This is a genomic window from Mesorhizobium sp. WSM4845 (assembly GCF_055811455.1).
Window position 1 is genome coordinate 1 of sequence record NZ_JBVVQA010000023.1, and the last position, 17,443, is coordinate 17,443.

General features: G+C 62.9%; 15 protein-coding genes. 6 read left to right on the plus strand and 9 right to left on the minus strand.

Annotation, left to right across the window (positions count from 1 at the left end):
• The first annotated feature begins 202 nt into the window (after positions 1-202).
• Both AC0L2C_RS23390 and AC0L2C_RS23395 read left to right on the plus strand, forming a co-directional pair.
• Positions 203-385 carry a hypothetical protein gene (locus tag AC0L2C_RS23390; RefSeq protein ID WP_413468436.1) on the plus strand — a complete coding sequence of 61 codons (183 nt, stop codon included), beginning with the start codon at positions 203-205 and terminating at the stop codon, positions 383-385.
• Between the two features lie 125 nt (positions 386-510).
• Entirely contained in the window at positions 511-2,067 is a 1,557-nt protein-coding gene (locus tag AC0L2C_RS23395; protein ID WP_473524571.1) for a serine hydrolase, read from the plus strand.
• A gap of 208 nt (positions 2,068-2,275) precedes the next feature.
• Here the strand turns inward: AC0L2C_RS23395 and AC0L2C_RS23400 are convergent, their stop codons facing one another.
• The 5 genes from AC0L2C_RS23400 to AC0L2C_RS23420 form a co-directional block, all read right to left on the minus strand.
• Positions 2,276-2,521, minus strand: coding sequence for a MoaD/ThiS family protein (locus tag AC0L2C_RS23400; RefSeq protein WP_023799104.1), 246 nt, complete (start codon positions 2,519-2,521; stop codon positions 2,276-2,278).
• On the minus strand, positions 2,509-4,785 hold the full coding sequence (locus AC0L2C_RS23405) for a xanthine dehydrogenase family protein molybdopterin-binding subunit (protein WP_287230053.1): 2,277 nt from the start codon (positions 4,783-4,785) through the stop codon (positions 2,509-2,511). The genes AC0L2C_RS23400 and AC0L2C_RS23405 overlap by 13 nt, the downstream gene beginning before the upstream one ends.
• A 2-nt stretch (positions 4,786-4,787) precedes the next feature.
• The gene (locus AC0L2C_RS23410; RefSeq protein ID WP_023799102.1) at positions 4,788-5,264 is read right to left on the minus strand and encodes a (2Fe-2S)-binding protein; all 477 of its coding nucleotides are present in this window, start codon (positions 5,262-5,264) and stop codon (positions 4,788-4,790) included.
• On the minus strand, positions 5,264-6,124 hold the full coding sequence (locus AC0L2C_RS23415; protein WP_287240750.1) for an FAD binding domain-containing protein: 861 nt from the start codon (positions 6,122-6,124) through the stop codon (positions 5,264-5,266). The genes AC0L2C_RS23410 and AC0L2C_RS23415 overlap by 1 nt, the downstream gene beginning before the upstream one ends.
• Before the next feature lie 105 nt (positions 6,125-6,229).
• Complete coding sequence (locus AC0L2C_RS23420; RefSeq protein WP_473524572.1) at positions 6,230-7,165, minus strand: hypothetical protein; 936 nt, start codon at positions 7,163-7,165, stop codon at positions 6,230-6,232.
• Between the two features lie 148 nt (positions 7,166-7,313).
• On the opposite strand from AC0L2C_RS23420, the gene AC0L2C_RS23425 reads away from it, so the two are divergent.
• Positions 7,314-7,580, plus strand: a complete 267-nt coding sequence (locus AC0L2C_RS23425; protein WP_023799099.1) for a hypothetical protein — start codon at positions 7,314-7,316, stop codon at positions 7,578-7,580.
• 352 nt (positions 7,581-7,932) lie between these two features.
• Here AC0L2C_RS23425 and AC0L2C_RS23430 read toward each other — a convergent pair whose 3' ends face one another.
• The 4 genes from AC0L2C_RS23430 to AC0L2C_RS23445 form a co-directional block, all read right to left on the minus strand.
• A complete protein-coding gene (locus AC0L2C_RS23430; RefSeq protein WP_287240746.1) occupies positions 7,933-9,900 on the minus strand; it encodes a putative bifunctional diguanylate cyclase/phosphodiesterase in 1,968 nt (655 codons plus the stop codon).
• A 21-nt stretch (positions 9,901-9,921) separates the two neighbouring features.
• A complete protein-coding gene (locus AC0L2C_RS23435; protein WP_287180430.1) occupies positions 9,922-10,452 on the minus strand; it encodes a putative pterin-binding protein in 531 nt (176 codons plus the stop codon).
• A 299-nt stretch (positions 10,453-10,751) separates the two neighbouring features.
• Entirely contained in the window at positions 10,752-11,516 is a 765-nt protein-coding gene (locus tag AC0L2C_RS23440; protein WP_023799095.1) for a slipin family protein, read from the minus strand.
• Positions 11,513-12,910, minus strand: coding sequence for an NfeD family protein (locus AC0L2C_RS23445; protein WP_473524573.1), 1,398 nt, complete (start codon positions 12,908-12,910; stop codon positions 11,513-11,515). Before AC0L2C_RS23445 ends, AC0L2C_RS23440 begins: the two co-directional genes overlap by 4 nt.
• Before the next feature lie 184 nt (positions 12,911-13,094).
• Between AC0L2C_RS23445 and AC0L2C_RS23450 the strand changes: the two genes are divergently transcribed.
• The 3 genes from AC0L2C_RS23450 to AC0L2C_RS23460 all read left to right on the plus strand — a co-directional run bounded on the left by AC0L2C_RS23450 (position 13,095) and on the right by AC0L2C_RS23460 (position 17,195).
• Complete coding sequence (locus AC0L2C_RS23450; protein ID WP_473524574.1) at positions 13,095-13,835, plus strand: 2OG-Fe(II) oxygenase; 741 nt, start codon at positions 13,095-13,097, stop codon at positions 13,833-13,835.
• Positions 13,836-14,291: 456 nt separating this feature from the next.
• On the plus strand, positions 14,292-15,377 hold the full coding sequence (gene pstS, locus AC0L2C_RS23455; RefSeq protein WP_473524575.1) for a phosphate ABC transporter substrate-binding protein PstS: 1,086 nt from the start codon (positions 14,292-14,294) through the stop codon (positions 15,375-15,377).
• A gap of 87 nt (positions 15,378-15,464) precedes the next feature.
• A complete protein-coding gene (locus tag AC0L2C_RS23460) occupies positions 15,465-17,195 on the plus strand; it encodes a Na/Pi cotransporter family protein (RefSeq protein WP_473524576.1) in 1,731 nt (576 codons plus the stop codon).
• Positions 17,196-17,443 lie beyond the last annotated feature (248 nt).

Below are 17,443 nucleotides of genomic sequence, written 5' to 3' on the forward strand. Positions count from 1 at the left end.
ACGGTCTGCGGACCGCCCCGACGCTAGAGTGAGCAAGCCGCATAGGCGGGGCGACGTCCGCTCCTTGCCGCAATCACGTCGTTCCGACAGGCGCGCATACGGCAAGTTTCCACCCTGAGCTGCCCTACGCGTCGGGTAGCAAGCGTCAGGCTTTCACCACTAGGCGCCGCCTCCGGCGGCTTACCGCCGCGATGCGACCGCGGTGATCGGCGCGATCGTTGGCGAATGGATCGGGTCCGACAAGGTCTTGGCGACGATCGTCGACGCGACCTTCAACTATTGGTCCGACCGGCTCGACGCCGCTATCGTGCTCTCATCGCTGTTGTCGTTCGGGTTCTTCATGACTGTCGTCGCCGCCGAGCGATGGTCCGTTCGATATTTTTGACCGGTTGGCTACCGGGATGGCCGCTTGGCGTCGCGCAGCGGACTTTGCTGTATCGCGCAGGCGAGGGCTGGCCTTCCCTGCGTCGGCCTGTAGTATGACAGTGCTTGCAGGGGAGGAGCTCGAGCGTGGGGTTGGGTCGGAATTTCCGCCGTTGGGGGACGTTGGCCTTCATCGCCGTCATGGTGCTTTCGCCGCAGGCGGCGTCGGCCGACAGCCTTACGCCCGACCGGATCACTGCCGCCCTGTCGAAGCTCGAACTGCTCGCCGAAGGTGTCGTCGCGGACGGTGCCGTACCCGGTCTCGCCATCGGGGTCGTGCATGACGACAAGGTGGTCTTTCTCAGAGGGTTCGGGCGTCGCGAGGCCGGCAAGCCGGAGACCGTCGACGCCGACACGGTGTTCCAGATCGCCTCCCTCTCCAAGCCAGTCTCGGCAACGATAGTGGCGGCGCTGGTCAGCGAGGGCATCGTATCCTGGGATGCGAAAATCGTCGATCTCGATCCCGCCTTCCGGCTCGCCGAGCCCTATCCGACCAGTGAACTCACGGTCCGCGACCTGTTTTCGCACCGCAGCGGGCTTCCCGGCACCGCCGGGGACGATCTTGAGGACATTGGCTACGATCGCGCGGAGATCCTGCGTCGTCTGCGGTTCGTGTCGCCATCGTCGAGCTTTCGCGCCGGCTACTCCTACAGCAATTTCGGACTGACTGAGGGTGCCGTCGCGGCCGCGAAGCCGACAGGCAAGTCCTGGGAAGAGGTCGCCGAGGAGAAACTCTACCGGCCGCTTAAAATGGTTTCGACCAGCTCCCGTCATGCGGACTTCATCAAGCATGCCAATCGCGCTGCGCTCCACGTCAAGATCGACGGCGTCTGGGCCGCGAAGGTAAAGCGCGATCCGGATGCGCAGGCGCCCGCGGGCGGTGTCAGCTCCACGGCGCGCGATCTCTCGCAATGGGTGCGCCTCGTGCTCGGCAATGGGGTCTACGCCGGCGAGACGCTCATTAAGGCAGATGCACTGGACCAGACGCATGTTCCCCTGATGGCGCGCGGCAGGAACCCCGTCTCAGGCGGCACGTCCTTCTACGGCCTCGGCTGGAATGTCGAATTCGGCCGGCACGGCCTGAGCTGGGGCCATGCCGGCGCCTTCAGCGTCGGCGCCCGTACCCTGGTGACAGTTTTTCCTGAGGAGAAGCTTGGCATCGTCATCGTCGCCAACGCCTTTTCGACAGGGGTGCCGGAGGGGCTGTCCGACAGTTTCGCCGATCTCGTCTTCGACGGAACGGTCGAGAAGGATTGGATCAAGGCATGGGACGATACCTATGCGGGTCTGTTCGGCCCGGCAATCGCGGCGGCCAACGCCACCTATGCCGCGCCACCGTCTCCGGCAAGCCCGGCCCGGCCAGCCAGCGCCTATGCAGGCCGTTACTCCAACGACTTCATCGGCGATGCGGTCGTGTCGACTGCGGGAGACACTCTTGTGCTCAAGGTCGGGCCGGCCGGCGCCCGGTCATATTCGTTGAAGGATTTCGACGGCGACCTCTTCCTGACCTTCCCGGACGCCGAGACGCCGGACAGGCCATCGGGCGTAGGCTTTGACATCGGCCCCGACGGCAAGGCGTCGACCATGACCATAGAGTTTCTCAACGATAACAATCTCGGCACGCTGCAGCGCGTCGGAGATTAGAGTTCCTCTGCGCCTTCGTCATCCTGGGGCGGAGCAAGGAGCGAAGCGACGCGGCGCAGACCCTGGGATCCATTCCGTTACATAAGCCGAAGAATGCTGCGGCTCAGAATAAAAGCGCTCTGTAGCGATCTTTCGCGCCCCCTCGCGCTGTTCCTCCGCGATCAAAGGTTCTGCACCGCAGCAGCGCTCCGAGGTAAGATGGTGCCAACTATCCTCCCGCCAGTCTCGGCAGCAGGAATATCTCAGCGCCCTGCGGCAATTCCTTCGACCAGGTGTCGCGATAGATAACCCCGTCTATGGCGACTGCGATGCCGCGGTCGATGTAGGGCTCGAAGCCGGGATACTGCTCAGCCAGCTTCCTGAACAGCTCCCGAATATCCTTCGCCTCGATCTCGACCTTGCTCTTGCCTCCGGCGATTGCGCCGAGCGATCCCCAGAGCGTTACTTCGACCATCGGCCTCCCCGTTCCGCCTCGATCGCCGCGAGAATCCGCGGCGGCGACATCGGGATATGCGTCATCCGCACGCCCGCGGCGTTCGACACCGCATTGGCGATCGCCGCCAGCGGCGGCACGATCGAGGTTTCGCCGACGCCCCGCACCCCGTAAGGGTGGTTGGGATTGGGGATCTCGAGGATCTGCGTGTCGATCATCGGCAGGTCGGAGCAGACCGGGATGCGGTAGTCGAGAAAGCCGGGGTTCTGCAGCCGCCCGTCCTTGCCGTAGACGTACTCTTCGTTGAGCGCCCAGCCGATGCCTTGCGCGGCACCCCCCTGGTACTGCCCCTCGACATAGGTCGGGTGCACCGCCTTGCCGGCATCCTGCACGACCGTGTAGCGCAGCACCCTCGTGGCGCCGGTCTCCGGATCGACCTCGATATCGCAGATATGGGTGGCGAAGGAGACGCCGGCGCCGTCGGCGACGAGCTCGCTGTGGCCGGCGATCGGCCCGCCGGTCTTTCCTGACCCGGCCGCGATCTCCTTCAGAGACAGCGCCGCAAGGTTGCCGTACTTCTCGCCTTTGGCGATGGCGTGGCCGTTTTCCCAGAGCACGTCGTCGACGGGAACATCCCACATCTGCGCGGCGCGTTCCCGCAGGATCTTGATGGCGTTGCGGGCGGCCGAGATCGTCGCCATCGAGGAGGAGAAGGTACCGCGGCTGCCGTCCGTCATGTCGTTGTAGCCGAGGCTGGAGGTGTCGGCGACCACCGCCTTGATCTGCTCATAGGCGATGCCGAGTTCCTCCGCCGCCACCAGCGACAGCGACGCGCGGGAACCACCCACATCGACCGTGCCGACGGCAAGCGAGACCGAGCCGTCCATGCCGATGTTGAGGTCGGTGCAGGTCTGGCCGCCGAAGTTGAACCAGAAGCCGCAAGCCATGCCGCGGCCCTGGTTCTTACCCAGCGGCGCCTGCATGTGCGGATGGTTCTTCGCCGCCTCCAGCGTCGGGCCGATGCCGATCGGGCCGTAAACCGGGCCGTAGGACGATCGGGTGCCTTCCTGGGCGGCGTTCCTGATCCGGAACTCGACCGGATCCATGCCGATCTCCTTGGCCAGCTCGTCGACGGCACTTTCCACTGCAAACGCCGCCATCGGCGCCGATGGCGCGCGATAGGCCGCCGTCTTTGGCCGGTTGACCAGCACTTCGTAGCCGACCGTCCTGACGTTAGCGAGATTGTAGCAGGCGAACGCGGTCATGGCGCCGAGCTCGGCCCACATGCCGGCATAGGGGCCGCAGGAATAGCGCAGCGTCGCCTCGGCCGCGGTGATCGTGCCGTCCTTGCGGGCGCCGATCCTGACGTCGATCGAGGTGGCACTGGTCGGCCCGGAGGCGCGGAACACCTCGTCGCGCGTCATCACCAGCTTGACCGGCCGGCCGGCCTTGCGCGAGAGCGCCAGCGCCACCGGCTCGGCCCAGACGTGTGTCTTGCCGCCGAAACCGCCGCCGATTTCCGACGAGGTGACGCGCAGCTTGGAGGCTTCCATGCCAAGCAGCTGAGCGCAGTGCTGGCGGTAGACGAAATGGCCTTGCGTGCAGACCCAGAGGTCGGCGGTGCCGTCGGAACTGACGCTCGCCACGCAGGCATGCGGCTCGATATAGCCCTGGTGCGTCTGCTCGGTCTTGAAGGAGCGTTCGACGACGTAATCGGCCTGGCCAAATCCCTCATGGATGTCGCCATGGCCGTACTGGCTGCGTTTGGTGACGTTGGACGGCTTGACGGGCTTTTGCTCAAGGCCCTCGGTGAAGATGGTGTCGTCGAGCACGGGCGCCGAGTGCTTCATCGCCTCGTCGACATCGGTCACATGCGGCAGCACTTCGTAGTCGACCTCGATCAGCTTCAGCGCCTGCCTTGCCGTGCGGGCGTCGACCGCGGCGACCGCGGCCACCGCATGGCCGTCATAGAGCGCCTTCTTGCGCGCCATGCAGTTGTCGAGGATGTCGTACATGGCGGCATCGCCGTCGGTGAGGTCGGGCAGGTCGGCCGCGGTGATCACCGCCTTCACGCCGTTGAGCTTCTCCGCCTTCGAGGTGTCGATCTTCCTGATCGTGGCGTGCGCGTGAGGGCTTCTCAGGACACGCCCGACCAACTGGCCGGCCATGTTGAAATCCGCGCCATAGCGCGCGCGGCCCGTTACCTTGTCGACGCCGTCGGGGCGGATGGGACGCGTGCCGACGGAGGCGAAATTGCGTCCGGAATAGCGCGGATCGAAGTTCATCGTCAGGCTCCCTTCATCACGCTTGCGGCGTCCTGAACGGCGCGCACGATCTTGTCATAGCCGGTGCAGCGGCAGAGGTTCCCGGCCAGGCCGAAGCGGATTTCCTCCTCGGTCGGGTCGGGGTTCTTGGCCAACAGGTCTTTCGCCGCGATCAGGAAACCCGGCGTGCAGACGCCGCATTGCAGCGCTGCGTGCTCGAGGAACTTCTGCTGCAGCGGGTGCAGGCTGTCGCCATGCGCCATGCCCTCGATGGTCTCGACGCGCCGGCCTTCGGCCTCCGCGCCAAGCACCAGGCACGAGCACACCAGCCGGTCGTCGAGGATGATGCTGCAGGCGCCGCAGTCGCCAGTGCCGCAGCCTTCCTTGGCGCCGGTCAGCCCGAGGCGGTCGCGCAGCACGTCGAGCAGCGTCTCGTCCGGCTGGCAAAGGTACTCGACATTGTCGCCGTTGATTGTCGTTGAAACTGCTACACCAGCCATCACTTGCCTCCTGCACGCGCATAGGCGGTCGTGGCGGCCCGCCTGGCCAGCACACCCGCAACTTTTCTTCTGAACTCGACGGTGCCCCGCTTGTCGTCGATGGGGCGGCAGGCCCCCGAGCAGACCTTGGCGAGCCGCTCAAGTGCTGCTTCGTCCAGCTTCCTGCCGATGAGGGCCTCGGCCGCCTCTTCCACCAGCAGCACCGTCGGTGCCGCTGCGCCCAGCGCCACGCGGGCCGATTTGACGACGCCTTGCTCATCGAGCGTCAGGTTCACCCCGGCGCTGACCACGGCGATGTCCATCTCCGTGCGTGGAATGAAACGCAGATAGGCATCGCCGGAGCGCGGCGCCCGCCTGTCGAGCAGGATCGCCTCGATGATTTCTCCCTTGGCGAGCGACGTCTTGCCAGGCCCGGTGGGGACTGCCTCCACCGCGACCGTGCGCCTGCCTCCTGGCCCGACAATCGATGCCCTGGCGCCGGCGGCCACCAGCGCCGGCACGCTGTCGGCGGCCGGCGAGGCGTTGCAAAGATTGCCGACGATCGTGCAGCGTCCCTGCACCTGTTTGGAGCCGATCAGCTTGGCCGCTTCGACGACGCCCGGCCATTCCCTGTTCAAGGCCGCGCTCTCTCCCATCAGGGCGCAGGGGACCGCGGCACCGATGCTGAAGCCCTCCGCCGTTTCCCCGATCTCGCCCAGTCCGTCGATCGACTTGATGTCGACGATAAGGTCGGGCTCGATAAAGCCGCCTTTCATTCTCACCAGGAGGTCGCTGCCTCCGGCGAGAATGGCGGCGGTGCCGGGCGAGCCGGCCAACTGGCCAACGGCATCTTCCATTGAAAGCGGACGTATGTAGCGCATCGTCTCCCCTTGATCATCGCAATTCTGTCGGCCTGTTATAGAGCCTTGGATTGGAATGGTCATCCGGTTCTGCATGAGCAGCGATTAGGCCAGGCGCGTCCGCGTTCAGGGCGCCGGGTTGAACTGGAGCAATTTGAAACAATCGCCGCTTCCCGACTTCAACTGCGTCAGGAAACCTTTCGACCGATCGATCCATTCCTGGTGCGACCTGGCTTCGGCCTCGATCTCGTCGACCGGTCCAAGCTTGACGAAGCTGCGCCCCTTGCTGAAAAGCCAGCACGCACGGCCGAGAAGTCTTCGGCTGCGCTGGCGCAAGAGGTCGGCATCATAAAAGATGTCGAGCACCTCCTGCTTGATTTTTGCCTGTTTTTCAGGATTTGCGATCGCAACCGCGATCGAGTCTCCGCCCATCGCATCCTGCAGGTCCTTGTAGTCGAGGGCGAGCTGAGTGGTGGCATATTTGATCTCGCTCTCATCCCGGACGATGTTGAACCACAGCGCGGGATCGAGCTCGTTGACGACGAACGATGCCTCGAAGTCGCGCGATAGGTTCAGGATCTCGAACCCTTGAACCTCAACATCGCGCTCAACCAAAAGGATCTCGGCGACCTGCTTGCCGACTTCCGCCCCGTGCGCGCTGATCGCGGCGTTGGTTCCACCGAGTTCCGGACTGATATAGGGTCCGCCATCATCCAGCAGCGCATCGAATTCGCTGAGGTATTCGACGACGGCCGCCCCGCGAGCAATGCGCGCGGCCAGTTTGGCGAGAACCAGCTGGAGCTCGGTTTCGCGTTTGCGCTGCTCCTGATAATTCTGCTGAAAAAAGAAGATGAACAGGGAAACGCCAATTCCGATCAGGATCACGCCGAGTTGGGAAAAGATGTTGCGATAATACTCCAGCAGCTTTTCACGATGGCGCATGTCGTGGCGCACGCTGTGCGCCACACGAGCATTGACGATCAGCGAAAGGATCAGCAGCCCGGCACCGACCAGGATGAGGCCGCCGATGAGGAAATAGCCTTGCCCTGAACTGAAATCCATTCTTTTGCCGCGTCCTGAAGCCCGAGACCGCGCAGACTAATCCCATTCCGTTTCAACGCCTACGGGCGCCCCCAAAAGCGTGCGCTCGCCTAATACTTTAGTTGTAATCTGCCGCGTGTTTGATATCGTGACAGTGGGAGGAATTCAGATGGCCGTGGAGTGCAAATCCGCGCCCTATATGGGCGTCTTTTCAACCATTGAACTGGATCTTTTGAGGGGTGTGGTGCGGGAAACTTTGCGGTCCGGCGAAGCGGAGCTCGACAACGAGGACGCCGAAAGGATCGCGCGTGTGGTTATCGCAACCTACAAGGACGGCGCCTCGGGCCGCGAGGAATTGCTTGAAGCCGCCCGGATTGCCGCCAGGCGCTGCGCCCTCGACCATTTTTACGATCGAGCAGTCGGCCTGTTCGCATAGGACTTCGCAGCTGACGCACTTCAGGGCGGTGTTGCTCGTTCGACATTTCGTTGCGCACGTCGATCTCGTCAGTCGCTGCGGCCTACCTTCTCATGTCCTTCGAGCCGCAAGTCTGCCATCGGCTGCGAACCGTCGGTGGCAAATCTCACTGGCAGATCGCAAACGTTGGAGATTGGCCGAAACACCCCTCCACTTCGTCATCCTAGGCGAAGCAAGGAGCGAAGCGGCGCGGCGCAGACCCTGGGATCCATGCCGTTACCTCAGCCGAAGAATGCTACGGCCCAGACCCGAACGCTACCACCCCGTTCCGCGAAAAAGCTCGAACCATTCTGGGTTGGGTCGGCAGCGACCCTTACGCAGAAATACCCAGCCTGAACTTGTCCGTATCTCTCATCCTGCCTTGCCTCGCGGCCAGGTGGTTCGTCAGCAGATTTTCTTCGATCGGCTGTGACAGGAAAAACCCTTGAGCGCTGTGACAATGCTCGGCGATCAGGAAATCGAGCTGCGCTTCGTTTTCCACCCCCTCTGCCAGAACGGTCAAGCCGAGCGAATTGGCCAGCGCTATAATGCCTCGAACGACGTTCTGTTTTTTCTTCGACGCTTCCAGACCGCTCAAGAACGATCGGTCGATCTTCAGCCGATCGAGGTTGAAGTCGGCAAGGTAGCCGAAACTTGAATAGCCGGAGCCAAAATCGTCGAGTGCCAGACCGACGCCGATATTTCGAATTTCCGTCAGCATGTTCAAGGCGTTTCGGCTGTTCTGGATAAGCACCCCTTCCGTTATTTCCAGTTGCAGGCGCGACGGCGGCAGTCCTGTTTGTTGCAGCACCAGAACAAGGTGGGCAAAGTACGCATCGTTCTGAAGGCTTTTGCCCGACAGATTGACCGAGCAAACGAAATCATGGGCAGAAACAGGCGCCCATCGAGCTGCCTGCAGGCAAGCCTTGCTCAGCACGACCTTGTCAACTTCCAGTATCAGGTCGCTTCGTTCGGCAATTGGAATGAATGACATCGGCAGACGAATCGCGCCCGAAGCGGGATCGCGCCAGCGCACCAGCGCCTCGGCGCCGATCATGCGGCCGGTTGCCAGCTCGAACTGCGGTTGCCAAACCAGAAAGAACTCGTCGCAGTTAAGCGCACGCTTAATCCCAGCTTCTTGGCCGAGCTGCATATCGAACTGATTGAGGATTGCAGGCGAGAACGTCACGAAGCCAGAGCGTCCTTCGGCTTTGGCGACATAAAGAGCGCTGTCCGCGTTGCGCAACAGGGTGGAAATATCCGAACCATGTTCGGGGAAACACGCCATGCCGATACTGGCTCCCATCCGCACGTGGTGGCCCGCGAGTTCGGCAAACCGGTTCAATTGCTCGCGAAGCCGATTTCCGAGAGCATCGGCTGCCGCGTGCCGGTCCCCGATCGCCATGACGGCGAACTCGTCACCGCCCAAACGGATGGCGACAACTTCGTCGGGCCGTTCGACCGATTGCAGGATTTCGGCGACGGCTTTCAGCAAGAGATCACCGATGTGATGACCGAACGTATCGTTCACGCTCTTGAAATGATCCAAATCTATCAGGAAAAGGCGGAGTTGCTTGCCGGCCAGCCTTGCCCGGTCCAGCATCACGTCCCTGTTGGCTGACATCCAGGCACGGTTCTTCAGTTCCGTCGTCGCGTCGCGCCAGGCCAGAAACTCCAGTTTCCTTATCGTTTCCCGACGGCCGATAAGCAATACGGCAGTTCCGATCGCCAGCAGCGACAAGACCGCCAGAGCGAATGCAATCTGGTAGTTGAATCTCTTCAGGCTTTTTTCCGCCGAATAGAGATCCACGTTGATCTCATCTCCATATTTGTAATATTCGTCGTTCATCCTCGCTACGAGATGCTCGAGCTCCAACCCCATTTCCTTCAAAATCTTTTCGTCGAGAGGCAGCCCGGCCGCAATCATGGCATCAAGCCGTGTCACCGCGTCAACGATACGCGGAACGATACTTGCGTAGGCGGGAATCTCGCTTGCCGTCCCGGTGCCGTCGATCCGCTTGAAGCGGATGTAGACCAGGTCGTTCGCCGCTGATAACTGCTCAAGGCTGTCTGCAGAGCCGGGGGCGGCCTTGGCGAGCGATGTCATGTCCTTGAGGTGAGTTACATCGCGTATTGCAATATGGAACTCGCGGATGGCGAAAAAGCCGAACCGCGGCAGCGAATATTCGATCTTGCTGAGGCTGAGAAACAGTACGGTGATCAGGACCGCAGAGCTGGCTGCTGCAGCCGCGATGGCGGTCCCGTAGGTGACGGGAACGCGCCAGCCTTCAAAGCGTGCCATTCGAGCCACGCCGGAGCTCGATCAGCCGCCAGGCTCGAGCGTCTTGATCAGCCAGACCCACCGTGGTTTGTGGACTGGCGTGTCGAAGGCCGGGTGGTCGTTGAGCGGATAGACCAGCCGGGTCGGACCTTGCGTGCGCCGGGTCAGCAATTTTCCATTCTGGCGGGTGGCAAGCAGGAGAGGACCTTCCGTCCAATCCTGGCGCGGAATTATCTGCACATATTCGTCCACCGCCCGCAGAACAACGGAATCCTCGCCTTCCAATCCAACGAGCTTGAGCACGTCGCGGAACAGGACGCCTTCAAATGTCAGCTGCCCTTTTTCAAATGGACTTGCGGTGGTGACCCGGTAGAGACCGAGCTTTTCCAGCTGTCGCAACGTGACTGGGACCGACTTGCCGTTGTTCTGAACATTGAAGGCCACAGTGTCTGGCGATTCCGGGAGATCAACGGGCTCCAACGCCCCGGCCGGCAAGATGCAAAAGGCCAGGACTGCCAGCATGATCAGACTGCGCTTGAGCGATGATAGTCCGGTGTTGAGCAAGGATGACATGCGCAATCCTTTTCTCCTCGATGGGCCAGCACCCAGCCGTCGCCTGACTTTCATTCGGGCAGGCGGGTTCAACATTGCCATGAATGTCTGATTTTTCCGTTAGCCCTGTTCGGCCAACGAACGGTTGATTGGCGCGCAGCGGCGACCTGCCGATCTCCCCGCTCGTGGCGGAGATGGCCGGCATGAAGGATCGCGGCCTCATTCCAGCTTGGGTTCCTCGCCCCCACGAAGTGGTCCATTGTTGTGGGGCGAGATGCCTGCCAGGGCAGAGGGGGTTGAAGGATCGCCGGCCTTCGAGCTCACGTCTTCTCGCCGGTCGGCCTGATGAAATGGCCGAGCAAATCCATCGGCACCGGAAACACCACCGTCGACGAGCGTTCACCGGCGATGTCATGGAGCGCCTCGAAATAGCGCAGCTGCATGGCCTGCGGGGTCTCGGACAGCATCTTGCCGGCCTCGACGAGTTTTGCCGCCGCCTGCTGTTCGCCGTCGGCATTGATCACTTTCGCACGCCGCAGCCGTTCGGCCTCGGCCTGCTTGGCGATGGCGCGGACCATGTTCTCGTTGAGGTCGACATGCTTGATCTCGACATCGGAGACCTTGATGCCCCAGGCATCGGTCCGCTGATCGAGGATCTCCTGGATATCGCTGTTGAGCTTGTCGCGTTCGGCCAGCATTTCATCGAGTTCATGCTTGCCGAGCACCGAGCGCAACGTGGTCTGTGCCAGCTGGTTGGTGGCGGTCATGAAGTCCTCGACCTGGATCACCGCCCGCTCGGCGTCGACGATACGAAAATACAGCACTGCGTTGACCTTCACCGAGACGTTGTCGCGCGAGATCACGTCCTGCGGCGGCACGTCCTGGACCACCACCCTCAGGTCGACCTTCACCATCTGCTGCACGAAGGGGATGAGGATGATCAGGCCGGGCCCCTTGACCCCGGTGAAGCGGCCGAGCGTGAAGACCACGCCGCGCTGATATTCCCTCAGGATGCGAATGGCCGCGGACAGGAACATGACCACGACGAGCGCTGCCACCAGATAGGCCACATATCCGAGCATCATTGCCTTGCTCCATCGCTTCGCACATTGCGGCGCCGTATCGTCAGCACGAGACCCCTGACATCAGCCACCTCGACGCTGTCGCCCACCGCAATGGGTTCGTCGGCTTTCGCCCGCCAGCGCTCACCCCGGGCCAGCACGTGTCCCTCGCTGCCCTGCCAGTCGAGGACCTTGGCCGGCAGCCCTTGCATGGCCTGGGCGCCAACACGCGGAACGTTCTTGCGGGCCGCCCACAGATAGCTGCCGGTTAGCAGCGCCAGGCCGAGCGTCAGGATGGCGGCGGTGCCGATGACGGCCCACGACATCTCGAAGCCGGGACCTTCGATCCTGAGCAGCATGGCAGCGCCCAGCAGAAACGCAGCCACGCCTCCCAGCCCAAGCACCACTGTGGGATTAAAGACCTCGACGACGAGGAAGATGATGCCAAGCAGCATCAGGGCAAGGCCGGCATAGCTGATCGGCAGGAGATTGAGCGCATAGAGCCCGAGCAGCAGGCAGATCGTGCCGATCACGCCTGGCGCGACCGCGCCCGGGCTGGTGAACTCGAAGACGAGGCCATAAACGCCGATCAGCATCAGGATGACGGCGATGTTCGGGTCGGTGATGACGGCGAGAAGCCGGATGAGCCAGCCAGGCTCGAGCGTTTCAACCGGCAGCCTTTTGGTCGCCAGCACCTTTTTCCTGCCGGCGATCTCGACCGTCCGGCCGTCGGCCAGCTGAAGCAGTTCGGTCGTGTCGCGGGCGACAAAGTCGATCACATTTTCCTGCAGTGCGGCGCTGGCCGACAGGCTGGCCGCCTCGCGCACCGCCTTTTCACCCCAATCGGCATTGCGCCCGCGCAGTTCGGCCAGGCTGCGGATCAAGGCAACCGCGTCGTTCGTCGCCTTGGCGATCATCGCATTGCCCGCCGGTGGATTCTTCGGGTCCTTGCCGGCTTCCGGGCCATTGTTCTTGTCGTCGCCGGGAAAGGATGGCATCGGCCCGCCCATCTCGATGGGCGTTGCCGCGCCCAGATTGGTGCCGGGCGCCATCGCCGCCACATGGGTTGCGTAGAGGATGTAGGTTCCGGCGCTCGCCGCATGCCCGCCGGCGGGCGCGACATAGCCGATGACGGGAACCGGGGAGGCGAGGATGTCGGCGATGATCTCACGCATGCTGGTGACCAACCCGCCCGGCGTGTTCATCTGCAGGATGAAAACCTCGGCATTCCGTTCTGCGGCCACCGCCAGCGCTTCCTTGAACTGCATGGCGCTCGCCGGACCGATGGCGCCGTCTATCTCGATGCGCAGCGCAGTCCTCCCCTGGCCGTTTGCTTCTCCTGTTGCTGCGGAAGAAGAACAAACAGCCACAGCGGCTACAAAAGCCGCGGCAATCAGGGCTACACGCGCGAGTTTCACGCTCAAAGCTCCCTATCAGGGATATGGGCTCGATTTTGCCAAAATCCATGCTGCGTCGCGGCGGTGAAGCTGATCCATGGCAACCTTGCGTTGTGCCTAAACCGGTTGGCAGGAAACGGGTGGTTTGTGTGCGCTGCTTCACCCATCTGATGGCAGAAGCCGATGAAGCCAGAGGAGCAGAGCTATGACCATGCACACGGTTCCAGCAGCAGCGGTCCGATCGGCGGAAGCGCGCGTCGCCGGATATGACTGGCAGGCACTGGCCGAGGAGATGAGCTTCTATGGCTGCGCGGTGATGGAAAAGCTGCTGACACCAGAAGAATGCCGGGAGATCGCCGGGCTGTATCCCGACGAAAGCCATTTCCGCAGCCATGTCCACATGGCGCGGCACGGCTTCGGCAAGGGCGAGTACCGCTATTTCCGCTATCCCTTGCCCGAGCTGATCGGCGGCTTGCGCACCGCGCTCTATCCGCGCCTTGCCGCCGTCGCCAACGACTGGAACGAACGCATGGGCGTCGCGCAGCGCTACCCGGACGAACACGCCGCGTTCCTCAAGCAATGCCACGAGCAGGGCCAGACGCGGCCGACGCCGCTCCTGCTGCAATATGGTCCCGGCGACTTCAACTGCCTGCATCAGGATCTCTACGGCGAGCTTGCGTTCCCGCTGCAGGTGGCAATCCTGCTGTCCGAACCGGATAAGGATTTCACCGGCGGCGAGTTCGTGCTGACCGAACAGCGCCCGCGCATGCAGAGCCGCGCCGAGGTGGTGCCGCTGCGCCAGGGCGACGCAGTCGCCTTCGCGGTCCACAATCGTCCGGTCCAGGGCAGCAAAGGCAGCTACCGCGTCAATCTCAGGCACGGCGTCAGCCGGATTCGCTCCGGCCTGCGCCATACGGTGGGCATCATCTTCCACGACGCGAAATAGGGCTGTCCCTGCGTGGAGGCGACCAGCAACTTCGTGCCAAGGGGGTCTGTTGTCGGAGTCGGCGCCGCCCCTCATCGCCCTGCCGGGCCCTTCTCCCCGTGTGACGGGGAGAAGGGACTGGTCGCACCGTGGCGGATATTCTGCAACGCTGGTGATTGGCGAAACCATCGATGAGAGCGCCCCTCTCCCCGTCACTATACGGGGAGAGGGTGCCGGCAGGCAGGTGAGGGGCAGCGCAAAGCTGAAGCGATTGGCTGCCGAACAATTCTTCAGGCAACCGCGGCAATCGCGGAAAAATAAAAATCTCACCCGCAAAGATCTTTGTCATCCAATCGTTAACCAAGGTTCATACGGTGAGCGGGTTGTTTCTCTGCCGGCGTTCGTTCGCCGGGCGGATGACTGTTGATATCTGCCAAGACTGAAAACTAGCTATTTGTTCGCGCGTCGGGGGTCGCCATGATGTTTCCAGCAAGCCTTGCGTCACTACGGCGCAAATCGGCGAAGATAAGCGGCGCCATCACGCTTGCTGTTGGCTTGATGGTCGGGGCCGCTGCGCAGGCTGAGCCTATCCGCGGCGCCGGATCGACACTGGCCGCCCCGATCATCGGCAAATGGGCAACGGCCTACGAGAGCGCCCGCGCCGACGGCGGCGACTATGTCTCGCCCGACTGGAAGGTCGACTATGAAATCGTCGGCTCGCTCGCCGGCGTCCTGCGTCTCGATCAGCCGGACATCGACTTTGCCGCGACGGATGCGCCGATCAATGCCGCCGAACTCAAGCAGGCCGGCCGCCAGCAGTTTCCAATCGTGATGGGCGCCATCGCCGTCGTCGTCAATCTCGACGGCATCGGCCCGGGAAGCCTTCGCCTGACGGGACCGCTGCTGGCCGACATCTATCTGGGGAAGATCCAGTCATGGTCCGATCCCGCAATCAAGGCGGTGAATCCGGATCTGACGCTGCCCGACCTCAGGATCAGCGTCGTTCACCGCAAGGATGGTTCCGGCTCGACCTTTGTCTTCACCGAGTATCTGTCGGCGGTCAGCGGGGAGTGGAAGGCCAAATACGGCGCCAATACACTGATCTCCTGGCCGCTCGGCACTGACGCGGAAGGCACCCAGAACCTCATTCAAGCCGTGCACGACACGAAGGGCGCGATCGCCTATGCCGAATCCGGCCAGGCACAGCGCGCCAACCTTGCCTATGCGCTGATCGAGAACAAATCCGGCAAGTTCGTCAAGCCGGAGCCGGAGGGCGTGCAGGCTGCCGCGACATCGATCGACTGGGCGCAAACGACCGACTTCTTCGCTTCGCTGACCGATCGTAACGGCGATGCCGCCTATCCGATCAGCACGGCGGTGTTCGCGGTCGTTCAGGTCTCGGGCCGTTCGGAACATCGCTATCGCCGCGTGCACGACCTTTTCCGGCTCGCCTTCGCCCACGGCGCTGATGACGCCGCCGCGCTCGGCTACGTGCCGCTGCCGAAGGCGCTCGTCGCCCGGATCGAGCAATACTGGGCAAGGCAGGGGCCGGTCGGAAACTGAGCGGAAGAGCCAGGCCGCTGCTTGGCGCAGCGCCTGAACTGAAATTCATATCGCGCCGTGATGGCGGCTTGTTGGGGACTGCGTGACATGGACATCGATATCTTCAAGGACATCCTCGTGCCGGTGATCGGCGGGTTGGGCATTTTTATGCTCGGCCTCGACTTCATGGCCAACGGCATCCAGGCGCTGTCGGTCAACCGGATGCGCGCCTTTCTCGCCAAGGCCGCCGGAACGCCGATCAAGGGCGTGCTGGCGGGAACGCTGATCACCGGCGTCATCCAGTCGTCGACGGCGATGAGCGTCATGGTCGTCGGCCTGGTCAATGCCGGCGTCATCGCGCTTCGACCGGCGATCAGCGTGATCATGGGCGCCAATATCGGCACCACGCTCGGCAACGGGCTCATCGCCCTGCCGCTCGGTCCGCTCGGGCTGATCCTGGCCGGCGTGTTCTCGCTGATCTACTGCTTTGCCAAAAGCGAGAAGGTCAAGAACATAGCGCTTGCCGGCATGGGCTTCGCGCTGATCTTTTATGGCCTCAACCTGATGACCGGCGGCCTGCGCCCGCTGCGCAATCTGCCCGAAGTCATGGCACTGCTTCAAACACTGACGGCCGACTCCTATCTCAACCTCCTCAAATGCGTGTTCATCGCCGCCGGCGTGACCGCCATGATCCATTCGTCCTCGGCGACGATCGGCATTGTCATGGGCCTTGGCGCCGCCGGCATTCTCGACTGGACGACGGCCGTCGCCTTCTCGCTCGGCGCCGATCTCGGCACCACGATCACCTCGTGGATGGCTTCGCTCAATCTTTCGAAAAACGCCAAGCGCACCGCTTACGCCCACATCTCCTTCAACATCATCGGCGTGTGCATCACCATCCCGCTGTTCTTCGTCTCCATGCAGGTCCTGGAATGGGCCATGCAGTTCTTCGGCGGCGATCCCGCCATTCCGGTGATCGTCGACGGCAAGGAGACCTTTCCCCTGGTGCCGGTCGCGGTCGGCCTCTACTCGACCTTCTTCAACGTCTTCAACACGTTGTTGCTGTTTCCGTTCATCGGGGTGTTCGAGCGGGTCCTGTCGCGTGTCGGTCACACCGATGCCGAGGACACGGAAGATTTCTCGACGCCGCGATTCCTCGACCGCAAGCTGGCCGGCGATTTCGCCAAGGCCGTTCCCGCTGTCCAGCAGGAGACGGCCCGCCATCTGCAAGCCGGCGCCATGTTCCTCGACATCGCCCGCTCGTCGAAGAAGGCGCCGTCGGATCCGGGCGAGCACTACCTCGCAACCGATATCCTCAGCCGCGACATCCGCGCCTACACCGCCGAATTGATGAAGGAAGACCTGCCCTACGACCAGCTCGACCTGATCGCCAGCCTGATCGAGGAAGCCGACTTCACCGCCGCCCTGACGGAATCGATGCATCAGGTGGCGCGCCGCGTCAGGCGCGAGAAGTTCAGCGGTCCGGCGCAGGCCATCGTCGACGTCGGGCTGAGCAAGCTCGATGCCTCGCTGCGACAGATCTTGCCGACTTACGGCATCTCCGACCCGAAGGTGCCGGCCGGACATGTCAATCTGCCGGAGGTCGAGGAACTGCGTGCCCGCACGCTGGCGCTCGGACCCAATGCAGGCGCCGCCGAACGCGGCACGATCCTGGCCCTGCTCGGGTCGATCGAACGCGCGGAAATCCTGATCCAACGCATCGATGCCGAGCGCAAATCGGTCAACCGGCAAAGCGTGCTCGCCCGGGCGTCGGCACGCAAGGAAGCCAGGCCGCACGCGATGGGCGATCCCGGCCTCAGCCCGGTCCCGGCCGAGTAGCGGGGCGGGACATAGCGCGTTCGCATTAGAGGCGACGAATTATCGAAGTCGGCGCCGCCCCTCATCGCCCTGCCGGGCACTTCTCCCCGTATAGTGACGGGGAGAAGTGGCTGGCGGCGACCTAGGTGAATATTCTGCAACGCTGGTGATTGGCGAAACCGGTGAAGAGAGTGCCCTCTCCCCGTCACTATACGGGGAGAGGATGCCGGCAGGCAGGTGAGGGGCAGCGCCAACCTGAAGCGATGGGC

Bases quoted from the DNA above. Each gene is read 5' to 3' on its own strand.
- AC0L2C_RS23400 (WP_023799104.1), bottom strand. From the start codon at position 2,521: ATGGTCGAAGTAACGCTCTGGGGATCGCTCGGCGCAATCGCCGGAGGC.
- AC0L2C_RS23405 (WP_287230053.1), bottom strand. From the start codon at position 4,785: ATGAACTTCGATCCGCGCTATTCCGGACGCAATTTCGCCTCCGTCGGC.
- AC0L2C_RS23410 (WP_023799102.1), bottom strand. From the start codon at position 5,264: ATGGCTGGTGTAGCAGTTTCAACGACAATCAACGGCGACAATGTCGAG.
- AC0L2C_RS23415 (WP_287240750.1), bottom strand. From the start codon at position 6,124: ATGCGCTACATACGTCCGCTTTCAATGGAAGATGCCGTTGGCCAGTTG.
- AC0L2C_RS23420 (WP_473524572.1), bottom strand. From the start codon at position 7,165: ATGGATTTCAGTTCAGGGCAAGGCTATTTCCTCATCGGCGGCCTCATC.
- AC0L2C_RS23425 (WP_023799099.1), top strand. From the start codon at position 7,314: ATGGCCGTGGAGTGCAAATCCGCGCCCTATATGGGCGTCTTTTCAACC.
- AC0L2C_RS23430 (WP_287240746.1), bottom strand. From the start codon at position 9,900: ATGGCACGCTTTGAAGGCTGGCGCGTTCCCGTCACCTACGGGACCGCC.
- AC0L2C_RS23435 (WP_287180430.1), bottom strand. From the start codon at position 10,452: ATGTCATCCTTGCTCAACACCGGACTATCATCGCTCAAGCGCAGTCTG.
- AC0L2C_RS23440 (WP_023799095.1), bottom strand. From the start codon at position 11,516: ATGATGCTCGGATATGTGGCCTATCTGGTGGCAGCGCTCGTCGTGGTC.
- AC0L2C_RS23450 (WP_473524574.1), top strand. From the start codon at position 13,095: ATGACCATGCACACGGTTCCAGCAGCAGCGGTCCGATCGGCGGAAGCG.
- pstS (WP_473524575.1), top strand. From the start codon at position 14,292: ATGATGTTTCCAGCAAGCCTTGCGTCACTACGGCGCAAATCGGCGAAG.
- AC0L2C_RS23460 (WP_473524576.1), top strand. From the start codon at position 15,465: ATGGACATCGATATCTTCAAGGACATCCTCGTGCCGGTGATCGGCGGG.